We start from the raw sequence: 24,733 nt of genomic DNA on the forward strand, positions 1-24,733 counted from the left end.
GGAATCTAGTGTTAACATTCCTCCTTTATATATTGTATTTTCGCTATGTAACGATTTTTTGTACTAATAAATTTTAACAAGAGAAAATCATGATGTCTATATACATGAGCGATATTCATAAAAAGAATTATTTGAAAAAATGTAAGAGAAACAGGTAAAACCTTCTGTATTGACCTGTAAACGCCCTTCAAGTAAACTAAAGAGAGTTTGCAAATGAAAAGGTGATAATGTGTTAATTTCAATTAAAACGTTACAAGATGATCGTTTTTTACGTCCGCTACAAAATATTGGCGGCTTATTTTTTGAAGATAGTACGATTGGATTTGAACAAGAGGAAGCGAATCTGATCGTCGATATACACATTGAGGATAATGTGAAAGCATCCGCTCGATTAACGGATGTTAGCACAGGAAATGTGTATGAAGAAACATTCTCGAAAGATTTATCTGCTTTCACAGATGAAAAAGAGCGTATGAAGCAAGTGAAGCACGTTGTTTCTTATGTATATCTTTCTGTTCTTCAGCAGTTAACTGGACTTGAACAAAGCTGGGGTATTTTAACGGGAGTACGTCCGACGAAACTTCTTCATAAAATGCTTCAAAATGGTATGTCAAAAGAAGAAGCGCATCAAGAACTTCGTGAAAGTTATTTAATTCATGAAGAGAAAATTGAACTTCTTCAGCGTATTGTTGATTGCCAATTAGCAGTTGTTCCGGATTTATACCGTTTGAAAGAAGAAGTAAGTATTTATATAGGTATTCCGTTCTGCCCAACGAAATGTGCATACTGTACATTCCCGGCTTATGCGATTAATGGACGCCAAGGGTCTGTTGATTCGTTCTTAGGTGGTTTACATTATGAAGTTCGTGAAATTGGTAAGTTTTTAAAAGAAAAAGGTGTGAAAGTTACGACGATTTATTATGGCGGCGGTACACCTACAAGTATTACAGCGGAAGAGATGGATATGCTGTATGAAGAAATGTACGAAGCGTTCCCAGACGTGAAAAATGTACGTGAAGTAACAGTTGAGGCAGGTCGTCCAGATACGATCACGCCAGCAAAGCTAGAAGTGTTAAATAAATGGAATATTGACCGTATTAGTATTAATCCGCAGTCATACCATCAAGAGACATTAAAAGCAATTGGGCGTCATCATACTGTAGAAGAAACAATTGAGAAGTATCACTTAGCTCGTGAAATGGGAATGAACAATATTAATATGGACTTAATTATTGGTCTTCCTGGTGAAGGGCTAGATATCTTCAAGCACACGTTAGATGAAACAGAAAAGTTAATGCCAGAATCATTAACAGTTCATACGTTATCATTTAAACGTGCTTCTGAAATGACGCAAAACAAACGTAAATATAAAGTAGCAGGTCGCGAAGAAATTACAGCGATGATGCACGAAGCAGAAGAGTGGACGCAAAAACATAATTACGTACCATATTACCTATATCGTCAAAAGAATATTTTAGGTAACTTAGAGAACGTTGGTTATGCAATGCCGACGCAAGAAAGTATTTACAACATTGTCATTATGGAAGAAGTACAATCGATTATCGGACTTGGCTGTGGTGCATCAAGTAAATTTGTTCATCCGAAGACGGGAGCAATTACGCACTTCGCGAATCCGAAAGATCCAAAATCATATAACGATGGCTTCGTAAAATATACAGAAGATAAACTGAAAATTTTAGAAGAGCTATTTGTATAAGAAGAAAGAGGTTGTTCCGATGTGGAATAGCCTCTTTTTTATTCCGCTATTTGTGGGAGTTTTGCTGCCTGTAAATGCCTGATCGGTGAGGACTGATTAAAGTTGTGGCCGATATATTCAAAAAATCGCCAATGTAATTTCACTTACCGATAAGTGGCACTGTTTGTAAAACTATGTCGATAATAATCAGAAAAATTAGTCAAATAGTTAGAGGACAATGTCTACTTATGGACGAAATGATAGATTTATGAAAGAGAAAAGGGGGAAATTGTTGGCATGTACATGACGATAGGGAGAATTTTTGATTTATCTGTTGGTAAGTATCCGAATAAAGAGGCGTTAGTGGAACCTGAAAAAAATATTCGCTGGACATATAAACAGTGGGATGCACAAATAAATAAAACGGCGCACGCTCTATTAGAAGATGGAGTAAGAAAGGGAGATACGGTATCTGTTTACTTATATAACTGCCATGAATTTGTAAACGTTTACTTAGCTTGTGCGAAAATTGGTGCAATTTTTAACCCGATTAACTTTCGCTTAAAGGCGAAAGAAGTATCTTATATTCTTCAGGACGCATCCTCGAAAGTCGTTGTCTTTGAAAAAGCAGTTGAGTCAACTGTTGCTATCATTGAACGAGATTTTCCAAATACATCTTTTTGGTCTATAGAAAACGATAAACCTTCCTATGCAAGTTCCTACCATGAAAAAGTGAATGCAGCATCTTCTGAGAAAGTAAATATCGAAATTGATGAAATGGATTTTTGTTCTATGCTTTATACGAGCGGTACGACAGGTCATCCGAAAGGCGTATTACATCGTCATCGTGAAATGGCTGAGCATAGTATGATTTGTACGTATTTCCTAAAATATAATAGAGATAGTGTTGGGCTTGTTGTTGCGCCTTTATATCACTGTGGTGAATTAAATGCCGGAATCATACCACGCATTCAAGTTGGCGGAAAGAATGTCATTTTGCATCATTTTGATACAGACACAGTATTACATACGATTCAAGAAGAAAAGATTACGACGTTCTTTGCAGCACCGACGATGTGGAATATGTTGTTGCAAAAAGATTTAACTCAGTATGATTTAACTTCAATGAAAATCGGTATATATGGCGGAGCGGCAATGGCACCGGCGTTAGTGAAGGAATGTAAAGAACGTCTTTATATTGATCTTGTTCAAATATACGGAATGACAGAAATGGGACCAGTTGTTGCGTTTCTCGTAGAGGAGGATCAAATTACGAAAGCTGGTTCAGCAGGCACGCCATGCTTTAGCCATGAAGTTCGTATTGTGAAGCCGAACGAGGAGGCACCGGCAGAACCAGATGATGTATTACCTCCTTATGAAGTGGGAGAAATTATTTTGCGCGGTCCAACTATGATGGCTGGCTATCATAATCGTGAAGAGGCGAATAAAAAATCGATGTATAAAGGATGGTATCATTCTGGTGATTTAGGATACTTCGATAAGGATGGTTATTTATTCGTTGCAGATCGCGTTGATGATATGGTAATTAGCGGTGGTGTAAATATTTACCCTCGCGAAATTGAAGATTTCCTTCATAGTCATCCCGGTATATTAGATGTGGCGGTACTTGGTGAGCCAGATGAATTATGGGGAGAGCGTGTGGTGGCAGTTATTGTGAAGAAAGATGAAACAATAACAGAAGCTGATTTAGAAACGTATTGCAAAGAAAGTGACGAATTAGCAGATTATAAGCGTCCGCGTCATTATTTATTTGTAGATGAACTTCCGCGTAATGCGAGCGGGAAGTTGCAGAAGTTTGTGCTGAGGGAGTCGTTGAAAGGGACAAAAAAATAGAAAGTGGGGGATACCCACTTTCTATTTTTATTTGCGTGAAAAACCTTCTTCATCAAGGTATTCCGCAGCTTCTGGATAAGAGTTGAATGTACCGTCTAAGTTTACACCAGCGTATACGTTCCACATGTCATCCTCTGAAATAAGAGTAAGAATATGACCATCTTCGTTCTGCCATTCTTCTTCTTTTGCAGGTTCTACAGGTGCTACTACTTCTTCTTGTGATAGAAGGTCAATTGATTTCTCAATTACTGAACGTAACTCTTCTGCTGAAAACTCACGGATGTTAACCATACCCTTATCATCCGTTTTGTAACCTTTAATACCGCTTGCATACACAAATCCATTTCCATTTGGGTGTAAATGAAATACAACGTTCTTTTTATCTAAACGACTTTCTTCAAAGTGGAAGTTTACACGTTTTAATGATACGTTCTTTCTTTCTAGTTCTGGGAAAGATTCAATAATCGATAATTTTTCTTCAAAAGTTAGCATAGTGCCTCCAAGTATATAGTAAAAGATTTAATTTGTTCATTATAGCATAGTTGCAATTGTTTCCAAAGATAAGGGGGAAACTTTTCATTGAATACCTTTCCGTCACGAGAATGTAAAAAGTGAGCTAACGAATATATCTTTTTAGGTGTACAATGGAACATGGACTTTATACAAAGGTGGTTTTTTTATGTTTCAAAAAATAGCAAAGGAATGTTTAGCAGGATTTACTGTTGCGATCGTTGCGTTACCACTTGCGATTGCATTTGGTATTGCTGCGACAGGAACGTCTGAGGGAGCGCTTGTTGGATTGTATGGTGCGATTTTTGCAGGTTTATTCGCAGCGTTATTTGGCGGGACACCTGGGCAAGTAACGGGGCCAACTGGACCAATTACCGTTATCGCAACAGGAGTTATTGCGACGCACGGGTTAGAGGCAAGTTTTATTGCCTTTATGATGGCAGGGTTATTTCAAATTTTATTCGGTGTATGTAAGCTCGGTTCTTACGTTCGATATATTCCGTATCCTGTCGTTTCAGGATTTATGAATGGTATTGCATTAATCATTATTTTAGGCGAAATAAAGCACGTACAAAATAGTTTTCTACTTGTTGTGTTAACAATTATTGTAATGATTGTTTCTGGTAAATGGATTAAGGCGATTCCGTCTAGTTTAGTAGCACTAGTCGGTGTGACAGCTTTACTACCTTTATTTTCTTCTCTACTCGAAGGACTTACAGTAAATTTACCGATTATCGGAAATCTTTCATTAAATAAAGTAATTGAAAAGATTGGAACCATTCCAGAAGCGATGCCTACGCTTCATATTCCATCTTTAAGTGGAACAGGAATAGCAGCACTTATTTTACCAGCGCTTAGTATTGCTTTATTAGGATCGATTGACTCGTTGTTAACATCGGTCGTAATGGATAATGTGACAGGTACACGTCATAAAAGTAATAAAGAGCTCGTTGGACAAGGTATCGGTAATATGATGAGCGGATTGTTTGGCGGATTAGCAGGTGCAGGTGCGACTGTAAGGTCTATCGTGAATATAAGAAGTGGCGGTAAAACGGCACTTTCGGCGTGTATGCATAGTGTTATCTTATTCATTTTTATTATGGGGCTTGGTTCGGTCGTACAATATATTCCACTTGCTGTACTATCAGGTATTTTAATTTTAACTGGTATTGGAATGTTCGATTGGGAAAGCATGAAAAAGATGCATGTCGCTCCTAAAGGTGATGTCGTTGTTATGCTCGTAACGATGATTGTGACGGTGAAGTTCGATTTAATGATTGCTGTTGCATTCGGTATTATTCTTTCGTTCATCATATATATGGTGAAATGTAAAGAACGTAAAACTTCTATCGTAAAAGAAAGAGAAGAAACGTATACGATTCAAGGACCGCTCTCTTTCTTATCAGTAGATCGTATTTTCTCTACTTTACAAGATGTGAAGTCACCGGTTGTTTTACGTATGAAAGATGTGCGTTATATGGATGTATCAGGAGCTATGGCATTATTAAATTTTGTTGAGCAATCAAATAAAGCAGGGGCAAGTGTAAAGCTTGAGCAAGTACACCCGAGTATTGAAAAAACAATCGTAGTAATGGCGAACGATGAACAGAAAGAACAATTGAAGATCTTAAGTGTTTAGATGGTAATTAGAATATCTCACAATTTTACATACATTATAATGTAGAGTTGTGGGATATTCTTATAATGTTTTTAGTAATATGTACTGCAGTGATAGAGAAGAGCTCTTTTTGAGTAACGAAAATAGTTATAATGTGTACATATAATGGAAGGAATTAGAAATTAGAGTGTGGAGAGATAGGCGTGAATTGGTTCTCTTTTCTATTTTGTAAAAAAAACCAAGTATTCAACCTATAATAAATTTGTTATGATAACCAATGGGATAAAGTGAATTCCTATCGTTTAAAACAATATGTTTGAGAGTATATGTATAAAAGAAAAGAGAAAAAATATGAATAAAACATTTGTAAAAGGAGCAGCGATTTTAACAATTACAACTTTTTTGTCGAAATTGCTTGGTAGTTTTTTTCAAATTCCATTACAAAATATTGCAGGAGATGAAGTGCTCGGTATTTTCCGCCTTGTTTTTCCTGTATATATGATTGCTCTTACATTATCGGTAGCCGGAGTTCCACTTGCAATTTCGAAACTAATTGCAGAGTTGAACGAAAAAAATAAGCAAAAGGAAATTGCGAAATTATTTAAATCAGCGTCAATTATAGGGATAGCATTTGGCGTTTTCGGCTGTTTAGTCATTGTATTATTTTCTATTGAAATTGCAAATATGCTTGGTGGACAAGAAACTAGAATGCCGTTGCTTATTACTTCATTAGCGTTACTCATTGCGCCATACATGGCGGTTTATAGAGGGTATTTTCAAGGTTTCGGTGATATGAAACCAACAGGGGTATCACAGGTCATTGAGCAATTTGTACGTGTGTTTTTTATGTTAATAATTGCTTACATACTAGTATCACGGGATAAGAGTAATACTGTTATTACTAGTGGTGCGATGGTTGGCTCTTTTCTTGGAGTCATTAGTTCGCTTATATATTTGCGTATAAAATATAATAGAAGTCCATACTACAATAAAAGCAATTCCTATTCACTCCGAGATTTAAGAGAAAACGGCAAAAAGATATTGCGGGTATCGATCCCAATCGCTATCGGAGCTTTATCAATGCCACTTTTAAATTTAGTAGACTCGCTTACAATACCGCATGTATTACAAGGATCATCAACAGAAATTCAAGAACAATTTGGAATATACAGTCGCGGTTTTGCATTCACGCAAATAATTGTTATTTTTGCAAGCGCAATTGTATTTCCGTTAATACCACTCTTAACTTCCGCATTGGCCAAAAGAGATATAAATTTGGCGAAAATAACAATTCAAAATACAAATCGACTAGCGCATGTTTTGACAGCACCGTTAACAATATGGTTGATGGCATTAACAGTACCGTTAAATGTCGGATTGTTCACAGACGTAAAAGGCAGTAGTATGTTAACAGTGATGATTGGCAGTTCGTATTTTACTGCGGTTATGGTATTATCAATAGGTGTTTTACAGGGGATTAATCGTTCTGCACAAGCTGCATGGATTGTTATTGGTGCGAGTTGTGTGAAAGTCGTGTTAAACATGATGTTAGTGGAGAAGTTTGGCATAGATGGAGCGGCGTATAGTACATTAATTACTTACGTATTGATTTGTATTGTAAATCATTTGTATATTCGAAGCTATATTGCCTATTCTATTCATTTAAAAAGCTTTTTTGGTGTGCTAGCAATAGCATGTATTTTGGGACTAGGATTGTATGAATTATGTAATGTGATAGATGTTACATCTTCAAGAATTATGACGTTATTATTCAGTGGTATAGCATTAAGTATTACAACCATTTTGTATGGTGTATGTGCTTTGAAATTAAAATGGGTATCAATAAACAAAATACCATTTTTGAAAAAATAAATATAGAAATTTAATTTTTTATTATAATTCATATGAACTGATAAAGAGGAAACTATGTAGGGTATCAAGTGTTTAGGTAAGGAATGGGTACTAGTTTATGTTAGATGAAATAAACGGTTACCTAGTTTTGGAGGAGATTTAGGGTGCGTTTAGTCTTATCAGGATATTATGGTTTTTATAATGTTGGAGACGAGGCGATTCTACAATCAATTATTGAATCGTTAAGTAAAGAGAACCCGGATATAGAACTAGTAGTACTATCAAATGATTCTAAATATACAAAGGAAATGTATGGTGTAGAATCGGTAGATCGCTGGGATATAAAAGCTGTTTATCATGCGATCAAAAACAGTGATGGAGTTATTAGTGGTGGCGGGAGCCTTCTTCAAGATCAGACAAGTACGAAGAGTATTCTATATTATACGGGTATTATGGGACTCGCTCGATTATTAAAAAAGCCGTATTATATTTATTCACAAGGAATAGGTCCAATTACAAAAGGATATAATCGTCTATTAGTAAAATGGAACTTGTCAAAAGCTTCCTATGTATCAGTTCGAGATGAGGATTCGTTTTTATATTTAAAAGGAATTGGCATAAAAAACGATATTGAAATTGTTCCAGACCCTGTTTTAACATGGAAACGGACAAAACAATCGGATTGGTTGCAAAAGCATTCGATACATGGAAAAGTAATCGCGGTTAGTGTGCGTTATTGGAATGCAAAAGAAGATTATATAAAAAAATTAGCTGCGGCATTAAAAAAATTAAAGCAAGAAGGATACCAAATCCTATTTGTTCCAATGCATGAGCCATTTGATCAAAAAGCTTCGCGTGAAGTAGTAGACTTAATGGGAGAAGAGACGTATATGCTTCCATATAAAATGGATATCGACGAGAAAATATTCATTTTATCACAATGTTCATTACTAATTGGTATGCGTCTTCATGCACTAGTTTTTTCTGCTGTAGCCAAAACTCCAATGGTCGGGATTTCATACGATCCGAAAATTGATTCGTTTTTAAGTCAAGTGAATCAGCCAGTTATAGGAAGTGTGGATGGCGAATGGAGTGCTGAGTATTTATATGAAATTGCGAAAAAGCAATTAATGCAACAAGGAACTGTGCAGCAAGAGCTACAATTAACAATAGATGAGCTTCGGTTGCAAGGCAAACAGGCAACAAAGAAACTCATTGATCATATGGAAAAAGGCACTTTATTAAAAAAGTAAAGTGTCTTTTATTTTGTTTTGAATGTAATGAAAATTCTAATTACAAAAACGTTTTATTTTAATTCCTATTTATTATGCTAAAATGATTGCGATTATTATATAATCAAATTTGTGATAATAAATTCGTAGATTACGAGGAGGATAACCTTGAAGACTTTTTCAAAAGGTATAACAGCAGTGGCATTAACGGGATCATTACTTTTAACTCCTATTTCAAGCTATGCGGCAAATGATGATATTACAGGACATATGTTTGAGACGCATATGCGTTCACTTATTACTAAAGGAGTTTTAATGGGGTATGGAGACAATGTATATGCGCCTGATAAATTAGTAACAAGAGCAGAGTTTGCTACATTCATAGCAAGGTCTTTAAATTTACCGAAAGCTGATTCGAATTTCGAGGATGTGCCGAAGACTTACGGTTTATATGATGGTGTAAGTAGAGCATATGGAGCGAAAATTATTAATGGTCGTACGAACGAGACATTCTCACCAAATGATGTGATTACACGTGAAGAAATGTCGATAATGGTAAAGCGAGCGTTAGACTATAAAAATATTAAAATAGCTGTAAGTCCGCTTACCTTTACTGATAAAGATAGTATTAACTATAAAGAGCATGTACAAGTTATGGTGGCTACTCAAATTATTAAAGGGTATCCAGAAGATAATACATTTAGACCACATTTATCAGCTACAAGAGGTATGGCTTCAGCTATGTTGGACCGTATGCTTCAGACGATTGAAAAAAATGGAAATGGCAATCCTGTAGAAAATAAGAAATATGTCGTGACAAATGTAAGAGAAAACGGAACAGAGCAAGAAGTAGAGCGCTATAACACGTATAAAGAAGCGGTTACGGCTGCTCAAAATAAAGGTATGAATGCGGTAAAATACGAGAACGAATTTTTATGGATTAAAGATGGTTTTGCAAGTGCGAAAAGAATAACTGGGCAAAACATCATTAATATTTATGATGAGAATTTGTCAACAGTATATACGTATATTCAGTATGGAACAGAATTGAAAGTGTTAGAAGTTGGCGAAGATCGTGTGAAAGTTCAAGTTTCTGGTTTGACAGGTTATGTGAAGAAGAATGAAATCACTTTAATTCCTACAAATGAAATGAAACAATCGTCTTATTATGTGAAATCAGATGGATATTTATACCATAAATATTATACATATAATACAAGTTCACCTGGATATACAGAATTTAGATATGGTGTGGCACCTTCTTTCATGAAGCAAGGACAACAAATGTATAGTGTAGATGGAAAAACATTTGGAGACGAAACTTTCTATCAATATTTCAATTATTTATCATTACGTTCGAAAACAGATTATACAGCTGAACAACTAGATAGTTATGTGAAATCGATTAAGCCAGATTCTCCATTAATTGGTTTAGGAAAGAAATTTAAAGAAGTAGAAAGCAAGTATAATGTAAATGCATTATTCTTATATTCATTAGCAATTCATGAAAGTTATTATGGAACAAGCGCTCTTGCAAAAGACAAAAATAATTTATTTGGTTTAAAAGCAACAGACGATAGTCCATATGGTAACGGAGAAGCATTCAATTCAAAAGAAGATTGTATTGAACATGCAGCAAAATTATACATGAATGAAGGATATTTAAATCCAGGACATTGGCGTTATACAGCAACATATACAGGTGATAAGGCTGCTGGTTTAAATGCGAAATATGCATCTGATGCGAACTGGGGTAAAAAAGTAGCGGGGCATATGAACCGTTTTGATTCTTATTTAGGTAAAAAAGAATACAACAAGTATAAACTTGCACGTGTGATGAATAACGTGGAAGTGAAAAAGAATCCTAGTATATCAAATGAGCGACTGTATCGTTTAAATACAAATGCAGTTGTCACAGTTACTGGTGAAGAAATAATAAATGGAAAAGCGTGGGTTAAAGTTATTTCAGATAATCCTACTGTAACAGAAGCGTATATTGCAAAAGAAAGCTTAGAGTACGTAAAACATTAATTAAATAAAAAAGAAGGTGCTACTAATATTTCGTAGCACCTTCTTTTTTATCCCGCTATTTGCCGGGCAGTAATCCCCCACCTCAAAATTCAGTGGAGGCAAGGAAGTTAGGTGGGGGATGAACAAAACCCCCACTGATTAAAGTTTCACTTTATTCAATTTCAAAATCAACAATGATATAAGCGAGTATAACAACGAAGAAAATACTAACGGCTGGCGCTGTTAATACGTGGCCAGACATAAAGCCAATGCCAAGTGATAGAATGAGTGTGCTCGCTAATAGCATATACTTTACGGTCATGGTTTTCTTAAAGTTTGTGATCATGCGGATGAATAATTTAATACCGAAGTATAGAAGTGGTATTAAGTAAATAAGGAAACCGACAATTCCAAAGGCGAAAAATAGGTCATGGAAGTCCATTTCAATTAATTTAATTTTATCTGTGTAGTTACCAGCGTAACCCATTCCGAATAGTTTTTGTGAAAGCGGTGCGTCTTTATAGTATTGTTTGTATGTTTTTAAGAATTTGTCGCGATCGCTGTAAATCAAACTTTTCACTTCAGAATCTGTAAGTTCACCTTTTGCATGTTTTTTTGCATCTTCTGGATCTTCTTTAATTACTTTTCCTTCTTTTCGATCTTTTTCTTCTTGTACTGATTTTTTATATTCGTATATTTGCATGTGAATGCCCATATTTTTTGCGATAGGAGTATGCGGTGTAAGAACAATTAAACCTCCTAGTATAACTGCGGCAACAACGGTATTTACAATATGTGTGAATCCTTTTCCTTCTTTTTTACGATTTATCATATATTCAATGAATGAGAAGAAAAGTGCTACGCCTAATGTAATAACAATTGCGCCATATCCGACTTTCGTTCCGACCATAATACTTGCATACATCGCAAGTATTGTTGGAATCCAGTAATATATTTTCGAGAAAGAAGTTGTTTTATGAATCGAATATAAGACAATGATTGGGAACATAATGGCGAAAAGAGAACTTAAATCATTTCCAGCGAAGAACCAACCTCTTGAACCGATTTTTGAGTGAGGATAGCTTGGGAAATCCGTTCCAGTTTGCATTGCGACAATCATAGTGATACTTAAAATTAAAGTTGCATATAAGAAATATGTAATGATTTTATGAAATACATACTCTTTATTTTTTAGCTCTTTAAAGGCGATAATATATCCAAACAGTAGCACAATTGGATATACGCTCTTTAAAATGAATTTAACTTCTTCTCCAAATGAAACTGGCGATTTAACCATCATATTATTTACAAGACCGATTGCGAGTGCGATTCCGAGTAAACATAAATAGAGGATGTACTTTTTCGCATCTTGTTGTTTGTGATGAAGAAGTAGGTATCCTAATGCAAGAAGCATAAAGGCGAAACGGACTACAACTCCAACTGTTGCGCTCATGTGTAATATATAGATTGAAAAAGATGTTAATAAATCTAAAATTGGTTGAAACACAATGAATAGCAATAGGAAATGTGGGAAGTAGTTATCCGTTTGTTTCAACTTAGTAACCATATGTTCCTCCAGTTCTTCATTCCTTTATTACAACACCCAAAAGATGGGTATAAAGCCTTTTTTACATAGTAAGGCGAATGAATTTCAATATTTGTTTTTTATCCCGCATTAACGGGCAGTAAGACCCCGCCTCAAAATACAATACAGCGGAAGCAAAGAAGTTAGGTGGGGATCAACTGCCCGTAAAAGCCCGATTGGTGAGGACTAATAATCAGTGGGGGATGAACACCCCCCACTGATTAAAGTCTCACTTTATCAAACTTAAGAATACACCATTTCATTGTAATGGTAAATAGATGAAAAGCATGGATAAACCGACTTTAATTTCTATATTTTTCAACGGAATTGTATGTTTTATACGGTATATGTACAAATTGCGAGATTATTAGACAGAAAATTAAGAAAAAAGAAGGATTTTTTAATGCTTTTCTATAATTATATAAGTATAATCTTTATGGAGAAAAGAGGGGTATATATAATGGAAATAACAAGTAAAACAGAATCTGTCGTTGTGAAATATGAAGGTAACGTTGCAACGGTTATGGTCAATCGCCCAGAGGTGTTAAATGCGTTAGATGAGCCGACATTAAAAGAGTTATTACAAAAGTTGAAAGAAGTAGCGGAAAGTTCTGCGCATATCGTTGTGTTATGCGGGAACGGCCGTGGTTTTTCTGCGGGTGGGGATATTAAATCGATGCTTTCAAGTAATGATGAAAGTAAGTTTGATGGCATTATGAATACCATTTCTGAAGTTGTCGTGACATTATATACGATGCCGAAGCTTGTTATTAGTGCAATTCATGGACCAACTGCAGGTCTTGGATTAAGTATTGCGTTAACAGCTGATTATGTAATGGCGGATATATCATCTGTTATTGCAATGAACTTTATTGGAATCGCTTTAATTCCAGATGGAGGCGGTCATTTCTTCCTTCAAAAGCGCGTCGGTGAAAATATGACGAAGCAAATTATTTGGGAAGGCAAGAAATTATCGGTGAGTGAAGCGCTTGATATCGGCTTAATTGATGAAGTAATCGGCGAAGATTTCCAAACGGCTGTGAAGCAAAAAATTAGTGAATGGTCACAAAAACCGATTAAAGCAATGATTCAAACGAAGCAAATTTTATGTGAAGTAAATCGCTCTAATTTAGAGCAAACATTGCAATTAGAAAAGCGTGGTCAATATGCAATGAGACAAACAGCGGATCATAAAGAAGGAATTGCTGCGTTTTTAGAGAAACGTTTACCAGCATTTAAAGGGGAATAAAGTTTGTCCATTACTCACTGATTATTAGCTCGTTAATTCGGGATAAAGGGGAGAAAGTGCTAACACATTTTAGTATAATTGTGTTAGCACTTTTTTTTAGGAGTAATACATGAAGAAAATGATCGGTATTATGACTATTATTTTGCTTACATATTATGCTTTGCATAGTACACCATCTTTGGCAGTTCGGACTGCGTTATTTTTTGAGGGACATCCAAGTGTTGCGTTTTCTGGCGGGGTGACGAAAGAAAAAGACGTGAAAAAAGAAGCGATTCCAGATGAGCACCAAACCTTATACGGTAATGAAGAAGACTCGGAGCACTACTTCTTTCCGCATGTAAGAGCACATGGATCAGGAATTGATATGATTAGTGCATGTGTGAAGAAGGAATGGTTTTTCTATAAAGCAGAGCTCGGGTGTTATTAAATATAGGAGGATGAATGATGTCAGCATATAACAAGTTAGTAAGAGATCGTGTTCCAGAGAAGATTTTAATGTCTGGAAAAACGTATACAGCACAAAAATTAACAGGTCAAGCATACATACAGGCTTTAGCGAAAATTGGAACGGAAGAAATTCGTGAATTTGCTTCTATGAAAGAACGCGAACATGCGCTAGATTCTCTTGCGGATGCACTAGAAGTAATCATTTCATTAGCACGTGCGGAAGGTGCATCGATTGAAGATGTGGAACGCCTTCGTAAGAAAAAAGAAGTAGAGCGCGGTGGATTTGAAAGAGGGATTTATTTATTAGATGTTTCAGAAGAATAGTTTTATAGGAAAAGCATAGCGTTAATGATTAACGCTATGCTTTTTTGTTGCAATGAAGCTAATAATGAAGAAGATAGCTGTTAATATCCAGCCAATTGTAATAGAAGTAGTAGTATGAATGGCATAAGAGATTTGTAAACAAAATAATGATGCTAAAAACCAAATGAGTGCAATGTGTATATATTTCTTTGATATATTCATATTTCAGGACTCCTTTTGTATACTAAAAAGAATTTTACTACAATTTAGAAAATTAAGCCATATAAGTAGAGGTTTTCTGGCGGATTTTGTATACTGAATAGTAGAGAAAATGAGGAGGAAACGACAATGGCACATCATACGAAAGAAACGATGGAACTGATTAAGGAGCTTGTCTCTATTCCGAGTCCGTCTGGAAATACAGCGAAAATTATTAATTTCATTGAAAACTATGTCAGTGAGTGGAACGTAGAAACGAAACGTAATAATAAGGGTGCTCTTATTTTAACAGTAAAAGGGAAGAATGATGCGCAGCACCGCTTATTAACGGCACATGTTGATACGTTAGGTGCGATGGTGAAAGAAATTAAGCCTGATGGTCGCCTGAGTCTTTCTATGATTGGTGGATTTCGTTGGAACTCTGTAGAAGGAGAATATTGCGAAATTGAAACATCAAGTGGCAAGACGTATACAGGAACGATTTTAATGCATCAAACATCTGTACATGTATACAAAGATGCAGGTGAAGCAAAACGAGATGAGAAAAATATTGAAGTTCGTATTGATGAGCGCGTATTTTCAGCTGATGAAGTACGCGAATTAGGAATTGAAGTAGGAGACTTCGTGTCATTTGATCCGCGCGTTCAAATTACAGAGAGTGGATACATAAAATCACGTCATTTAGATGACAAAGTAAGTGTTGCGATTTTATTAAAATTAATTAAAAGATTACAAGATGAAAACGTAACATTACCATATACGACGCATTTCTTAATTTCTAATAATGAAGAGATTGGATACGGTGGTAATTCTAATATTCCAGACGAAACTGTTGAATATTTAGCGGTTGATATGGGAGCGTTAGGTGATGGACAAGCATCTGATGAATATACAGTATCTATTTGTGCAAAAGACTCTAGCGGCCCGTATCATTACGCTTTACGTAAACATTTAGTAGAGCTTGCGAAAACGAATCATATTGAATATAAAGTAGATATTTATCCGTACTACGGATCTGATGCATCAGCTGCGATTCGCGCGGGATTTGATGTGAAACATGCGTTAATTGGAGCGGGTATTGATTCTTCTCACGCATTTGAACGTACACATGAAAGTTCTATTGCGCATACAGAAGCATTAGTGTATGCATATGTAATGTCTAATTTAATTGAAGAATAATTTCATAGATAATAGAGAGCTGATTAAAAATATTATTTTTAATCAGCTTTTTATTTGGCGAAGCGATTAGGAGACATGTCCTAATCGTTTTTTTATCCCGCTATTTGTAGGCTGATTAAAGTTTTATTTTATATACATTCATTATAAGTTATATATATGCGATTTTTGTTATGCGGCCGGAAACGTATTTACTATAGATATATAATGTTATACACTATGAAAGGAATTAATTAATAGTTAATATTTTTTAGTTAGCTTGATTAAAAAAATGTATGAATATGAAGTTTTGAGAGGAGATTTATTTTTCATGAAGTACAAAGCAATAGCCGCAGGTTTATTAGCAGCAAATTTATTAGCACATCCAATTAATAGTTTAGCAGAAACGAAGAAATTTCCTGATGTTTCAGATAGTGCGTGGTCGAAAGACGCAATTTATTATTTAGTAGAGAGAAATGTAATTAACGGTATGCCAGATGGTAACTTTATGCCATACGGAAATTTAACACGTGCCCAGGCAGCAAAGATTATCGCAACAGCAATTGGTGCTAAAGTAGATCCTAATGCAAAGCCGTCTTATAATGATGCAAAAAATAGTTGGGCAGCATCATTTATTGCAGCCATGGAAAAAGAGAATATTATTAAAGGGCGAGAACCAGGAGTATTTGATCCTGAAGGAAAAGTAACTCGTGCTGAAATGGCAGCTATGCTTGTAAGAGCATATAATCTGAAGAGCAAAGTAACAGGACCAGTGCCTACAAAATTCGCTGATTTAGAGAATCATTGGGGTAAAGAAGAAGTTAATATTTTAGTAGAATTAAAACTTTCTTTAGGTACAGAGAATGGCTGGAAACCGAATGATTCTATTACGCGTGAACAAGCAGCTCAGCTTACTGCGCAAACAGATAAATTTAGCAAAAATAGTGATCGTCCAGTAGAAACAAAGAAAATGTACATAGATAGAAAATTCATTACATATCACGCACCATCATTAAGTTCTGGAATTAGTGCAAATCAGCATAATCCACAAATGGTTGAAATTAAAGAAGAACGAGATGGATGGATTAAAATTGCAACAAGTAACGGTGATAAATGGACACCTTTAGTAGAGAAAACAGAGGTTATTAATGAAGGATTCACTACTTATGCAGAAGCTTCTTCTTCTTCAAAAGTAATGGGAACACATAACGCACAGCAAGTAACTGTTATTGAAGAGAACGGCAGCTGGATTCGTATCCGCATGGGTGCTGGTTTCCAATGGGTTAATAAAAATCAATTAAATCCAGTGAAGCAAGGTAACTTCTTAGAAGGAAAAGCGATTATCATTGATCCAGGTCATGGTGGAGTTGATTCAGGTAATCCAGGTTATTATGAGAAAGAAAGTGAAACTGTATTAGATGTATCATTGCGATTACAGAAAATATTTGAGAAAAAGACACCATTTACCGTGTTATTCACTCGTACAGATGATACACGTCCAGGAACAAGTGGTCCTGATTCTTTAAAGAAACGTGTAGAATTTGCTCAAAAAAATAATGGGGATATTTTTGTAAGTATTCATGGTAATGGCACGGAAGAGAAAAATGGACAAGGTACAGAAACGTTCTACTATGAATCAGCGACAGCAAGAGGAACAAATCCTAACGTATCAGAAAGTCGTTTACTAGCAGAAAAAATTCAAGAGCGTCTTGTAGATGCACTGGGAACAAAAGATCGTGGTGTGAAAAAAGGCGATTTATACGTAATTAGAGAAAATACAATGCCAGCTGTATTAGCAGAATTAGCATTTGTAGATAATAAAAGTGATGCAGATAAAATAGCTACACCAGCGCAAAGACAAAATGCAGCGGAAGCTATTTATCAAGGCATTTTAGATTACTATGAAGAAATGGGTAACAACGTGTCTTCTTTCCGTTAATAAATAATAAGAGATTGCCATTGGCAGTCTCTTTTATTTATTAACGTTTCTCTTTATTTCCGGCATATGATATCATTTAATTTTATATACAAAAAAGTATTTGAGTAATTGTAATCATAACAATTTTAAACGATAAAGGATGATAATAGATTGAGTAATCATAGTAAAACACCTGCCTGTATATATACGTATGCATTTCGTGAGGAGGAGCGTGCTTTATGTTACTTGGAAATGCGCTCGTTCTTTGGAATGGAGTCCCACGTTAATATTTTAAAAAGTGATGTCAAAATTGACCCGAGTAGAAGTGCATTTATTAAAGAGCGCGTTGAGGTTATGTATGAAGGGGACGACTTAGAAAGTATTTTAAAACAAGTGGAACAAATTGATTTGGCGGGAGCGTCGTTTAAAGTTATCTTCGTTAAAATCAATGACCTCGTTGGGGAGAATAAAATTGAATATGGAGAAAGACGTCTTATTGAACGCGACCTTGGCATGCATATTGAAGGAGAAGCGGATGTTCGTAATCCAGAGCGTGTATTCGGGATTGTTCCTCTTGGAGGACGCTGGTACTTCGGGCACTATGTAGAAAGTGAGCCAGTTTGGTATCATCACATAAAAAAACCGCATAGTTATTCGACATCTCTTAGCACACGTGTTGCGAGATCAGTTGCAAATATCGCTGTACCAAATCCAGAGGGAGTACGAGCAATTGACCCGTGCTGCGGTATTGGAACAGTAGTAGTAGAAGCACTTTCTATGGGGATTAACATCGTTGGCAGAGATATAAATCCACTTGTAGTTCTTGGAACAAGAAAAAATATCGCACATTTCGGATTTGAAGGAACAGTAACAAAAGGACCAATCGAGGAAATTACTGAGAACTACGACGTTGCCATTATTGATATGCCATACGACTTATTTACGCATGCCACACCAGAAGACCAGCTCTCCATTCTTTCAAGTGCGCGCCGCATCGCTAAAAAGGTAGTCGTTGTCACGATGGAAACAATGGATGACATGATCCATGAAGCAGGATTTGAAATTACAGATCGCTGTATTACAAGAAAAGGATCATTTACTAGACAAATTCTTGTTTGTGAATAAGAAAGGAAGGTCACCCGTTTGGGTGACCTTTTTAGTGTAGTTTGATGTGTGATTGATTGGCAGTTTGCAGGTGGCGATAAGTTGATATTGTGATAGGAGTCTATTACTGTTCTTTTAATTTTTCTTGTTGTGCGATGAGTAAATTGCGTAATATGTGTCCGCGGTAACTTTCTAGTTTTCGACCTTCATGATAGCGTACGCCTAATTTTTTTAGTTCAGCTACGTACCAGCCTTTTGTTCCGTAATACATGAGATCACTTCCTTTTGCTTTTGAACAGTATATGTTGGGGGGAGAAGTAACTTTACATTGAAAATAATAATGGTAAAAGGAATCCTACATGTGTGTACGAGAGGAATTGCAAAGTTATCGAGGTGTTTTATAACGTAACATCCAAGCCGTGTATAAAAAAGTAGACAGTTGTATATGAATTTGTTGAAAAAAGAATACACATTACTGAGGGGATTTGAAAAAAGTAATGCTATACGATTTGGCATGATACTTGCGTTGGAAATAGTATCAACGTATAGGGGAGAGATAGAAATGAAGGTTAGTAAAATATATACAACGATTGATGCACACGTAGCTGGGGAGCCGCTTCGAATTATTACGGGCGGCGTGCCAGAAATAAAAGGGGAAACGCAGCTGGAAAGACGCGCATACTGTATGGAACATTTGGATTACCTTCGTGAAATTCTGATGTATGAACCGAGAGGGCATCACGGAATGTACGGTTGTATCATTACACCGCCAGCAAGTGCCCACGCTGATTTTGGTGTTTTATTTATGCACAATGAAGGATGGAGTACGATGTGTGGTCATGGCATTATTGCTGTCATTACAGTAGGAATTGAAACAGGCATGTTTGAAGTAAAGGGTGAAAAACAAAAGTTCATTATTGATAGCCCTGCTGGGGAAGTTGTTGCGTATGCAAAATATAACGGGAGTGAAGTAGAATCTGTATCATTTGAAAATGTCCCTTCCTTTGTATACAAAAAAGACGTTCTTATTAAAATAGATAACTATGAATTTCAAGTAGATATTGCGTTTGGCGGAGCATTTTACGCTGTTGTAGATTGTAAAGAATTTGGTTTGAAAGTTGATTTCAAAGATTTATCTGCTATTCAAAAGTGGGGCAGTAAAATTAAACATTATATAGAGAGCAAAATGGAAGTGAAGCATCCACTTGAAGAAGGTTTAAAAGGAATATACGGCGTTATTTTTTCAGATGAACCGAAAGACAAAGGTGCTACGCTACGAAATGTAACGATTTTTGCTGATGGGCAAGTAGATCGTTCTCCTTGTGGTACAGGAACTTCCGCAAGAATCGCAACTCTTTTTGAAAAAGCTACCTTGCAAAAAGGAGAAGTATTCATCCATGAATGCATTACTGATGGGAAATTCCAGGGAGAAGTATTATCCGTAACAGCGGTAGGTACATATGAAGCTGTCGTTCCGAAAGTAACGGGGAATGCATTTATTACAGGGTTTCATCAGTTCGTTGTAGATCCGAGAGATGATTTGAAACGGGGATTTTTGTTAGGGTAGAAGGAGGGGGTGGAAAGCTATGCTAGTTATAAGCGCGAACGAACAAAGAAACTTAGTAAATATGAATGAGGTTATTGAATACGCGGCGCTTGCTTTAAAAGAATTTTCCGCAGAAAGAACGATTACACCAATAAGAGGCTCATTACCATTTGCGAACGAGCGAAATACGGCATTAATTATGCCTTCAGTAGCGGAAGGACTTGAAGCACTTGGAGTAAAAATAGTAACGGTAGTCCCGCAAAATAAACAGGTAGGAAAGAAAACGATCAACGGGATTGTGATGCTATCAGACTTTCAAACGGGAGAACCGCTCGCACTTCTAGAAGGATCGTACTTAACGATGATCCGAACGGGCGCCTTATCAGGAGTAGCGACAAAATATTTAGCTCGTCATAACGCAAAAACTTTATGCATTATCGGCACGGGCGAACAAGCGAAAGGAATTGCTGAAGCAATATTTGCGGTTAGAGATATCGAAAAAGTCATTTTATACAATCGAACAGAAGAAAAAGCGTATGCATTTGCGCAATATATGCAAGAGAAATTTGGTAAACCAGCTTACGTTTACAGGGATCCAAATGAAGCAATACGTGAAGCAGACATTATCGTCACAACTACGAATGCATCCACACCAGTCTTCTCAGAAACACTACAAAAAGGCGTCCACGTAAACGCCGTCGGCTCATTCAGACCGAGCATGCAAGAACTACCCTCACACGCCATCACAAGCGCAAACAAAGTAGTAGTCGAATCAAAAGAAGCAGCACTAGACGAAACAGGAGACCTTCAAGTTCCGATAAAAGAGGGTCTATTCAAAGCAAACGCCATTCACGCTGAACTTGGTCAAATTATAAGCAAAGAAAAAGCTGGACGCGAAAATGATGAAGAAATTACTATTTTCAAATCAGTTGGTTTAGCAGTAGTGGATATTATCGTTGCGAAGTATTTGTATGAGAGAGCGGTGGAGCGCGGAGTAGGGAATAAGATTGAGTTTTGAGACTGCCTTTTGGTGGTCTTTTTTGTCGGGATGGGTGTGCTAGTATTTATAATTGAATCCTTTTAATATTATGTTGAAATGTATGAATTCTGTGCGGACATCAAATCATTAATTTAATTGGTGTATGAAAAAAACTGCACCTCTAATTATTAGAGATGCAACTTTTTACCATTCACGCCATTCTTCTGTTATATCTTCCTCGGATTCTAAGCCAGCTATTCGTGCTGCTGTATCGATAAATTCATAGAGATCTTCTCTTTCCATTGTTTCGATAAAATGGTCATGTTCGATATTTAATTCATTTAATTTAATAACTACCTCTTTAACAACTTGCATTACTTCGACTTCGGTTGGATTCTCTCCTAATCGCTGTAAATTGTTAATGTAAGTGTCAAGAACTGTATTTGTTGCACTTATATTTTCTTCAGTAAAAAATTCCCCATCTTCATCATACTCAACCCATGAGGTTGTTGGTTTATTTTTTTTCAATTCATCAAATGTCATGATAACCTCCTAAATGTGTTTTTTGTCTTTAATTTCATTCTACATTTTCGATCATATAAAACAATCATTTTAGAGGGGTTTTCTGTAAGTTGATAGTTTTTTAACTCATTTTATGAGGCTACTTATTCGTGGTCTTTTTATTTTCTCCTCCGCATAAATATAGTTTATCGCAAGAATGCATTAATAGATTACAAACTTTCTACCTTTGCGAAAAAGTTTGACAATACATACCGGTAGTGGTAATTTAAAACCTATAAGAAAACTCGGTATTAATTCCGAGTTTTCTTATAGGTGTAAATAGTCGAGAGGGGTCGAAATATGAAGAAGAAGTTGTTTGTATTACCATTTGTCCTACTATTATTTATTGCATTAGCTGCTTGTTCAGGGGAAAAAGATTCGAAGCAAGCAGGAACTAGTAAATCAGGGACTCCGAAAGATGGAGGGGCGTTAACGATTGGTGTTAGCGATAATCCAGATACGATGAATCCGCTTTATGCGAATGATCGTGTGTCATTAACTGTGCAGCAAGCTTTATATGCGCCGCTATATCATATGGAAGACGGTAAGAAAAAGTTTGTTCTTGCTGAGAGCTTTACGCCTTCAGAAGATCAATTAACGTGGACATTGAAATTAAAAGATAATTTGAAATGGCATGATGGTAAGAAAATTACATCAGACGATATAGCATTTACATTCCAATCTATTTTGGATGAGAAGCAAAATAGCTCAAGTCGTGAAAATTTTATTTTTAAAGGAAAGCCGCTTGAGGTGAAAAAGGTAGATGAGTTAACAACTCAATTCGTGTTACCACAAGTAAGTGCATCTTTTGAAGGTGTGATGAATGATTTCTTCCCAATCCCGAAACATGTATTTGAAGGGGAAGCAGATTTAGCGAAGAGTAAGAAAAACTTACAGCCTGTAGGATCAGGGCCGTTTAAGTTTAAAGAGTATAAATCAGATGAGTACGTTGCATTAGATCGATTTGATGATTATGTAGGTGGGAAAGCTAAATTAGACTCTATCGTATACCGAGTTGTAAAAGACCGTAATACAGCAAATGTTTCACTGCAAAATGGTCAAATCAACATGAAGATGATTGAACCGCAAGACTTTAAGAAATTGGATAGCACTGGGAACTTCTCAATGGTGACATTCCCTGAAGGTAGATTATTCTACTTATCTTATAACATGAATACTGATCTTATGAAGAAAAAAGAAGTGCGTCAAGCAATTGCGCATGCGTTAGATAAAAAAGAAATGATTAACTCAGCATTCGTTTCAGGTGAATTTGCAGAACCAGCAAATTCAATCTTAACGCCAGACGCTATGTATTATGCGAAAGATATTAAAGACTATAAGTATGATAAAAAAGAAGCGAAAGATTTATTAGCAAAAGCTGGCGTGAAAGATAAGGAAAAAGTACGTGTGATGTATGTAACGAATAATAAAATTATGGAAAGCTTAGCGTTATATACACAACAAAAATTAAAAGAAGTTGGCTTAGAAGTTGAACTAAATGCATTAGATGCTAGTGCGGCAAGCGAAAAAGGCTTAGATAAAGAGAATAAAGAATATGACATTACATTTGGTGGTTACATAATGGGACCTGAGCCAGATTCATATAAGAGCTTATTCTTAAGCAATGCTGAATACAATTATGCACGATATAAAAACGCTGATTTCGATAAGTTATGGGAAGAAGCTGCAGTTGAAACAGATAAAACAAAACGCGCAGAGCTATACCATAAAATTCAAGAGACAGCTAGAGAAGACGTACCTTATCTACCAATCGCGTATCCGAAAGCAGTTATTGCAGTAGATAAAAAGTTTGATGGATTAAAAGAAGCGAAAGCAATTCCTGTCACAATGTTTGAAGATCTATCTAAGATTTATGAAGTGAAATAAGAAACAATAAAGAAGCTGGTGGAAATCAGCTTCTTTAGCTTGAGGGGGGAAGTTTGTGTATAAAGTAATTGCGAAGAGGCTTTTAAATGCAATTCCGCTTTTATTTGTTATTTCTATTATTTCTTTTCTATTAATAAAACTAGCACCGGGGGATCCGGTTCGAAACTTTGTAACGCCAAACATGAGTCCAATTGATGTGGAGCGTATTCGCAAAAGTTTAGGACTAGATCAACCAATTTACGTGCAGTATTTTTTATGGTTAAAAAACATTTTAACAGGAAACTTTGGTTACTCACTTCAAAATCATCGTCCTGTTTTGGAACTTATCACAGAAAGATTACCTGCAACAATTGGGTTAATGGGATCATCTTTACTCGTCTCATTCGTAATCGCAATACCGCTTGGACTATTTACAGGTGTGAAAAAGAATTCATTATTTGACCGCATTGTAAACTTTATTTCATACGTTGGTATTTCTATGCCGGTTTTCTGGTTTGCACTACTATTAGTCTACTTATTCTCTTTAAAATTGAACCTACTTCCGAGTATGGGTATGCGCACCGTTGGTAAAGATTCTGTCTGGGATATTGTGCAACACGGCATTTTACCTTGTATGGTGCTTGCGTTCCAAAACGTATCTGTTTATATGAGATATATTCGTTCAAGTACGATTCAGCAATTAGAAGAAGAATATGTACAAATTCAATATGCGTACGGCGCTTCGAAGAAAACAGTGTTATTTAATCACGTACTTCGAAATGTATTAATACCGATCATTACAATTTTCGGATTATCGATTCCAAGTTTAGTAGGCGGAGCGTTTATTACGGAAACAGTATTTTCATGGCCGGGTCTTGGTTCACTTGGGGTAAATGCTATTTTTAGATTTGATTATCCGATTATCATGGCAATTACATTACTATCATCATTCATGTTAATTCTCGGTAACTTAATTGCTGATATTTTATATGGCGTAGTAGATCCGCGCATTCGAATGAGGGGGTGATTT

At 36.0% G+C, this 24,733-nt stretch carries 20 protein-coding genes and 1 pseudogene; 16 read left to right on the forward strand and 5 right to left on the reverse strand.

Annotation, left to right across the window (positions count from 1 at the left end; translation table 11 throughout):
- Positions 1–229 precede the first annotated feature (229 nt).
- Both AC241_RS04585 and AC241_RS04590 read left to right on the forward strand, forming a co-directional pair.
- Positions 230–1,717, forward strand: coding sequence for a coproporphyrinogen III oxidase (locus tag AC241_RS04585; RefSeq protein WP_000908777.1), 1,488 nt, complete (start codon positions 230–232; stop codon positions 1,715–1,717).
- A gap of 276 nt (positions 1,718–1,993) precedes the next feature.
- Complete coding sequence (locus AC241_RS04590; RefSeq protein ID WP_016082698.1) at positions 1,994–3,550, forward strand: fatty acid--CoA ligase; 1,557 nt, start codon at positions 1,994–1,996, stop codon at positions 3,548–3,550.
- Between the two features lie 27 nt (positions 3,551–3,577).
- Here AC241_RS04590 and AC241_RS04595 read toward each other — a convergent pair whose 3' ends face one another.
- Positions 3,578–4,042 carry a hypothetical protein gene (locus tag AC241_RS04595; protein ID WP_000954998.1) on the reverse strand — a complete coding sequence of 155 codons (465 nt, stop codon included), beginning with the start codon at positions 4,040–4,042 and terminating at the stop codon, positions 3,578–3,580.
- A 187-nt stretch (positions 4,043–4,229) separates the two neighbouring features.
- On the opposite strand from AC241_RS04595, the gene AC241_RS04600 reads away from it, so the two are divergent.
- From AC241_RS04600 to AC241_RS04615, 4 genes are all read left to right on the forward strand, one after another.
- Positions 4,230–5,699 carry a SulP family inorganic anion transporter gene (locus AC241_RS04600; RefSeq protein WP_050842664.1) on the forward strand — a complete coding sequence of 490 codons (1,470 nt, stop codon included), beginning with the start codon at positions 4,230–4,232 and terminating at the stop codon, positions 5,697–5,699.
- Positions 5,700–6,029: 330 nt separating this feature from the next.
- Entirely contained in the window at positions 6,030–7,550 is a 1,521-nt protein-coding gene (locus AC241_RS04605; RefSeq protein ID WP_050842667.1) for a putative polysaccharide biosynthesis protein, read from the forward strand.
- Between the two features lie 143 nt (positions 7,551–7,693).
- Positions 7,694–8,782, forward strand: a complete 1,089-nt coding sequence (gene csaB, locus AC241_RS04610; RefSeq protein WP_050842669.1) for a polysaccharide pyruvyl transferase CsaB — start codon at positions 7,694–7,696, stop codon at positions 8,780–8,782.
- 147 nt (positions 8,783–8,929) lie between these two features.
- Positions 8,930–10,792, forward strand: a complete 1,863-nt coding sequence (locus tag AC241_RS04615) for an S-layer homology domain-containing protein (RefSeq protein ID WP_043935127.1) — start codon at positions 8,930–8,932, stop codon at positions 10,790–10,792.
- Between the two features lie 151 nt (positions 10,793–10,943).
- Here AC241_RS04615 and AC241_RS04620 read toward each other — a convergent pair whose 3' ends face one another.
- Complete coding sequence (locus tag AC241_RS04620; RefSeq protein ID WP_016082694.1) at positions 10,944–12,338, reverse strand: O-antigen ligase family protein; 1,395 nt, start codon at positions 12,336–12,338, stop codon at positions 10,944–10,946.
- A gap of 454 nt (positions 12,339–12,792) precedes the next feature.
- Between AC241_RS04620 and AC241_RS04625 the strand changes: the two genes are divergently transcribed.
- From AC241_RS04625 to AC241_RS04635, 3 genes are all read left to right on the forward strand, one after another.
- Positions 12,793–13,605, forward strand: coding sequence for an enoyl-CoA hydratase (locus AC241_RS04625; protein WP_155417049.1), 813 nt, complete (start codon positions 12,793–12,795; stop codon positions 13,603–13,605).
- 109 nt (positions 13,606–13,714) lie between these two features.
- On the forward strand, positions 13,715–14,032 hold the full coding sequence (locus tag AC241_RS04630) for a hypothetical protein (protein ID WP_043935129.1): 318 nt from the start codon (positions 13,715–13,717) through the stop codon (positions 14,030–14,032).
- Between the two features lie 17 nt (positions 14,033–14,049).
- Positions 14,050–14,376, forward strand: a complete 327-nt coding sequence (locus AC241_RS04635) for a nucleoside triphosphate pyrophosphohydrolase (protein WP_001277348.1) — start codon at positions 14,050–14,052, stop codon at positions 14,374–14,376.
- A gap of 21 nt (positions 14,377–14,397) precedes the next feature.
- Here the strand turns inward: AC241_RS04635 and AC241_RS04640 are convergent, their stop codons facing one another.
- Positions 14,398–14,577 (reverse strand): hypothetical protein, encoded by a 180-nt coding sequence (locus tag AC241_RS04640; RefSeq protein ID WP_029441719.1) that lies wholly within the window; start codon positions 14,575–14,577, stop codon positions 14,398–14,400.
- Positions 14,578–14,703: 126 nt separating this feature from the next.
- Between AC241_RS04640 and AC241_RS04645 the strand changes: the two genes are divergently transcribed.
- From AC241_RS04645 to AC241_RS04655, 3 genes are all read left to right on the forward strand, one after another.
- Positions 14,704–15,753 carry a M42 family metallopeptidase gene (locus AC241_RS04645; protein ID WP_029441720.1) on the forward strand — a complete coding sequence of 350 codons (1,050 nt, stop codon included), beginning with the start codon at positions 14,704–14,706 and terminating at the stop codon, positions 15,751–15,753.
- Between the two features lie 307 nt (positions 15,754–16,060).
- Entirely contained in the window at positions 16,061–17,668 is a 1,608-nt protein-coding gene (locus tag AC241_RS04650; RefSeq protein ID WP_050842673.1) for an N-acetylmuramoyl-L-alanine amidase, read from the forward strand.
- A gap of 150 nt (positions 17,669–17,818) precedes the next feature.
- Entirely contained in the window at positions 17,819–18,772 is a 954-nt protein-coding gene (locus tag AC241_RS04655; RefSeq protein WP_029441722.1) for a TRM11 family SAM-dependent methyltransferase, read from the forward strand.
- Between the two features lie 103 nt (positions 18,773–18,875).
- Here AC241_RS04655 and AC241_RS34250 read toward each other — a convergent pair.
- Positions 18,876–19,105 (reverse strand): annotated as a pseudogene (locus tag AC241_RS34250) (YflJ family protein).
- 208 nt (positions 19,106–19,313) lie between these two features.
- Here AC241_RS34250 and AC241_RS04665 point away from each other — a divergent pair.
- Positions 19,314–20,318 (forward strand): proline racemase family protein, encoded by a 1,005-nt coding sequence (locus tag AC241_RS04665; protein ID WP_050842675.1) that lies wholly within the window; start codon positions 19,314–19,316, stop codon positions 20,316–20,318.
- A 19-nt stretch (positions 20,319–20,337) separates the two neighbouring features.
- Positions 20,338–21,315 (forward strand): ornithine cyclodeaminase family protein, encoded by a 978-nt coding sequence (locus AC241_RS04670; RefSeq protein ID WP_050842677.1) that lies wholly within the window; start codon positions 20,338–20,340, stop codon positions 21,313–21,315.
- A gap of 165 nt (positions 21,316–21,480) precedes the next feature.
- On the opposite strand, the gene AC241_RS04675 is transcribed toward AC241_RS04670, so the two are convergent.
- Positions 21,481–21,819: a hypothetical protein gene (locus AC241_RS04675; RefSeq protein ID WP_000141782.1), complete on the reverse strand. Its 339-nt coding sequence runs from the start codon at positions 21,817–21,819 to the stop codon at positions 21,481–21,483.
- Between the two features lie 318 nt (positions 21,820–22,137).
- Between AC241_RS04675 and AC241_RS04680 the strand changes: the two genes are divergently transcribed.
- Complete coding sequence (locus AC241_RS04680) at positions 22,138–23,724, forward strand: ABC transporter substrate-binding protein (RefSeq protein WP_046392390.1); 1,587 nt, start codon at positions 22,138–22,140, stop codon at positions 23,722–23,724.
- 55 nt (positions 23,725–23,779) lie between these two features.
- Entirely contained in the window at positions 23,780–24,730 is a 951-nt protein-coding gene (locus AC241_RS04685; protein ID WP_050842679.1) for an ABC transporter permease, read from the forward strand.
- The last annotated feature ends 3 nt before the right edge of the window (positions 24,731–24,733 follow it).

The organism is Bacillus thuringiensis, from assembly GCF_001182785.1.
GTDB lineage: Bacteria > Bacillota > Bacilli > Bacillales > Bacillaceae_G > Bacillus_A > Bacillus_A thuringiensis_S.

What these genes read in the sequence shown, in the direction of transcription:
- AC241_RS04590 (WP_016082698.1), top strand. Translation starts at nt 1,994, where the DNA reads ATGTACATGACGATAGGGAGAATTTTTGATTTATCTGTTGGTAAGTAT.
- AC241_RS04595 (WP_000954998.1), bottom strand. Translation starts at nt 4,042, where the DNA reads ATGCTAACTTTTGAAGAAAAATTATCGATTATTGAATCTTTCCCAGAA.
- AC241_RS04600 (WP_050842664.1), top strand. Translation starts at nt 4,230, where the DNA reads ATGTTTCAAAAAATAGCAAAGGAATGTTTAGCAGGATTTACTGTTGCG.
- AC241_RS04605 (WP_050842667.1), top strand. Translation starts at nt 6,030, where the DNA reads ATGAATAAAACATTTGTAAAAGGAGCAGCGATTTTAACAATTACAACT.
- AC241_RS04620 (WP_016082694.1), bottom strand. Translation starts at nt 12,338, where the DNA reads ATGGTTACTAAGTTGAAACAAACGGATAACTACTTCCCACATTTCCTA.
- AC241_RS04625 (WP_155417049.1), top strand. Translation starts at nt 12,793, where the DNA reads ATGGAGAAAAGAGGGGTATATATAATGGAAATAACAAGTAAAACAGAA.
- AC241_RS04630 (WP_043935129.1), top strand. Translation starts at nt 13,715, where the DNA reads ATGAAGAAAATGATCGGTATTATGACTATTATTTTGCTTACATATTAT.
- AC241_RS04635 (WP_001277348.1), top strand. Translation starts at nt 14,050, where the DNA reads ATGTCAGCATATAACAAGTTAGTAAGAGATCGTGTTCCAGAGAAGATT.
- AC241_RS04640 (WP_029441719.1), bottom strand. Translation starts at nt 14,577, where the DNA reads ATGAATATATCAAAGAAATATATACACATTGCACTCATTTGGTTTTTA.
- AC241_RS04645 (WP_029441720.1), top strand. Translation starts at nt 14,704, where the DNA reads ATGGCACATCATACGAAAGAAACGATGGAACTGATTAAGGAGCTTGTC.
- AC241_RS04650 (WP_050842673.1), top strand. Translation starts at nt 16,061, where the DNA reads ATGAAGTACAAAGCAATAGCCGCAGGTTTATTAGCAGCAAATTTATTA.
- AC241_RS04665 (WP_050842675.1), top strand. Translation starts at nt 19,314, where the DNA reads ATGAAGGTTAGTAAAATATATACAACGATTGATGCACACGTAGCTGGG.
- AC241_RS04670 (WP_050842677.1), top strand. Translation starts at nt 20,338, where the DNA reads ATGCTAGTTATAAGCGCGAACGAACAAAGAAACTTAGTAAATATGAAT.
- AC241_RS04675 (WP_000141782.1), bottom strand. Translation starts at nt 21,819, where the DNA reads ATGACATTTGATGAATTGAAAAAAAATAAACCAACAACCTCATGGGTT.
- AC241_RS04680 (WP_046392390.1), top strand. Translation starts at nt 22,138, where the DNA reads ATGAAGAAGAAGTTGTTTGTATTACCATTTGTCCTACTATTATTTATT.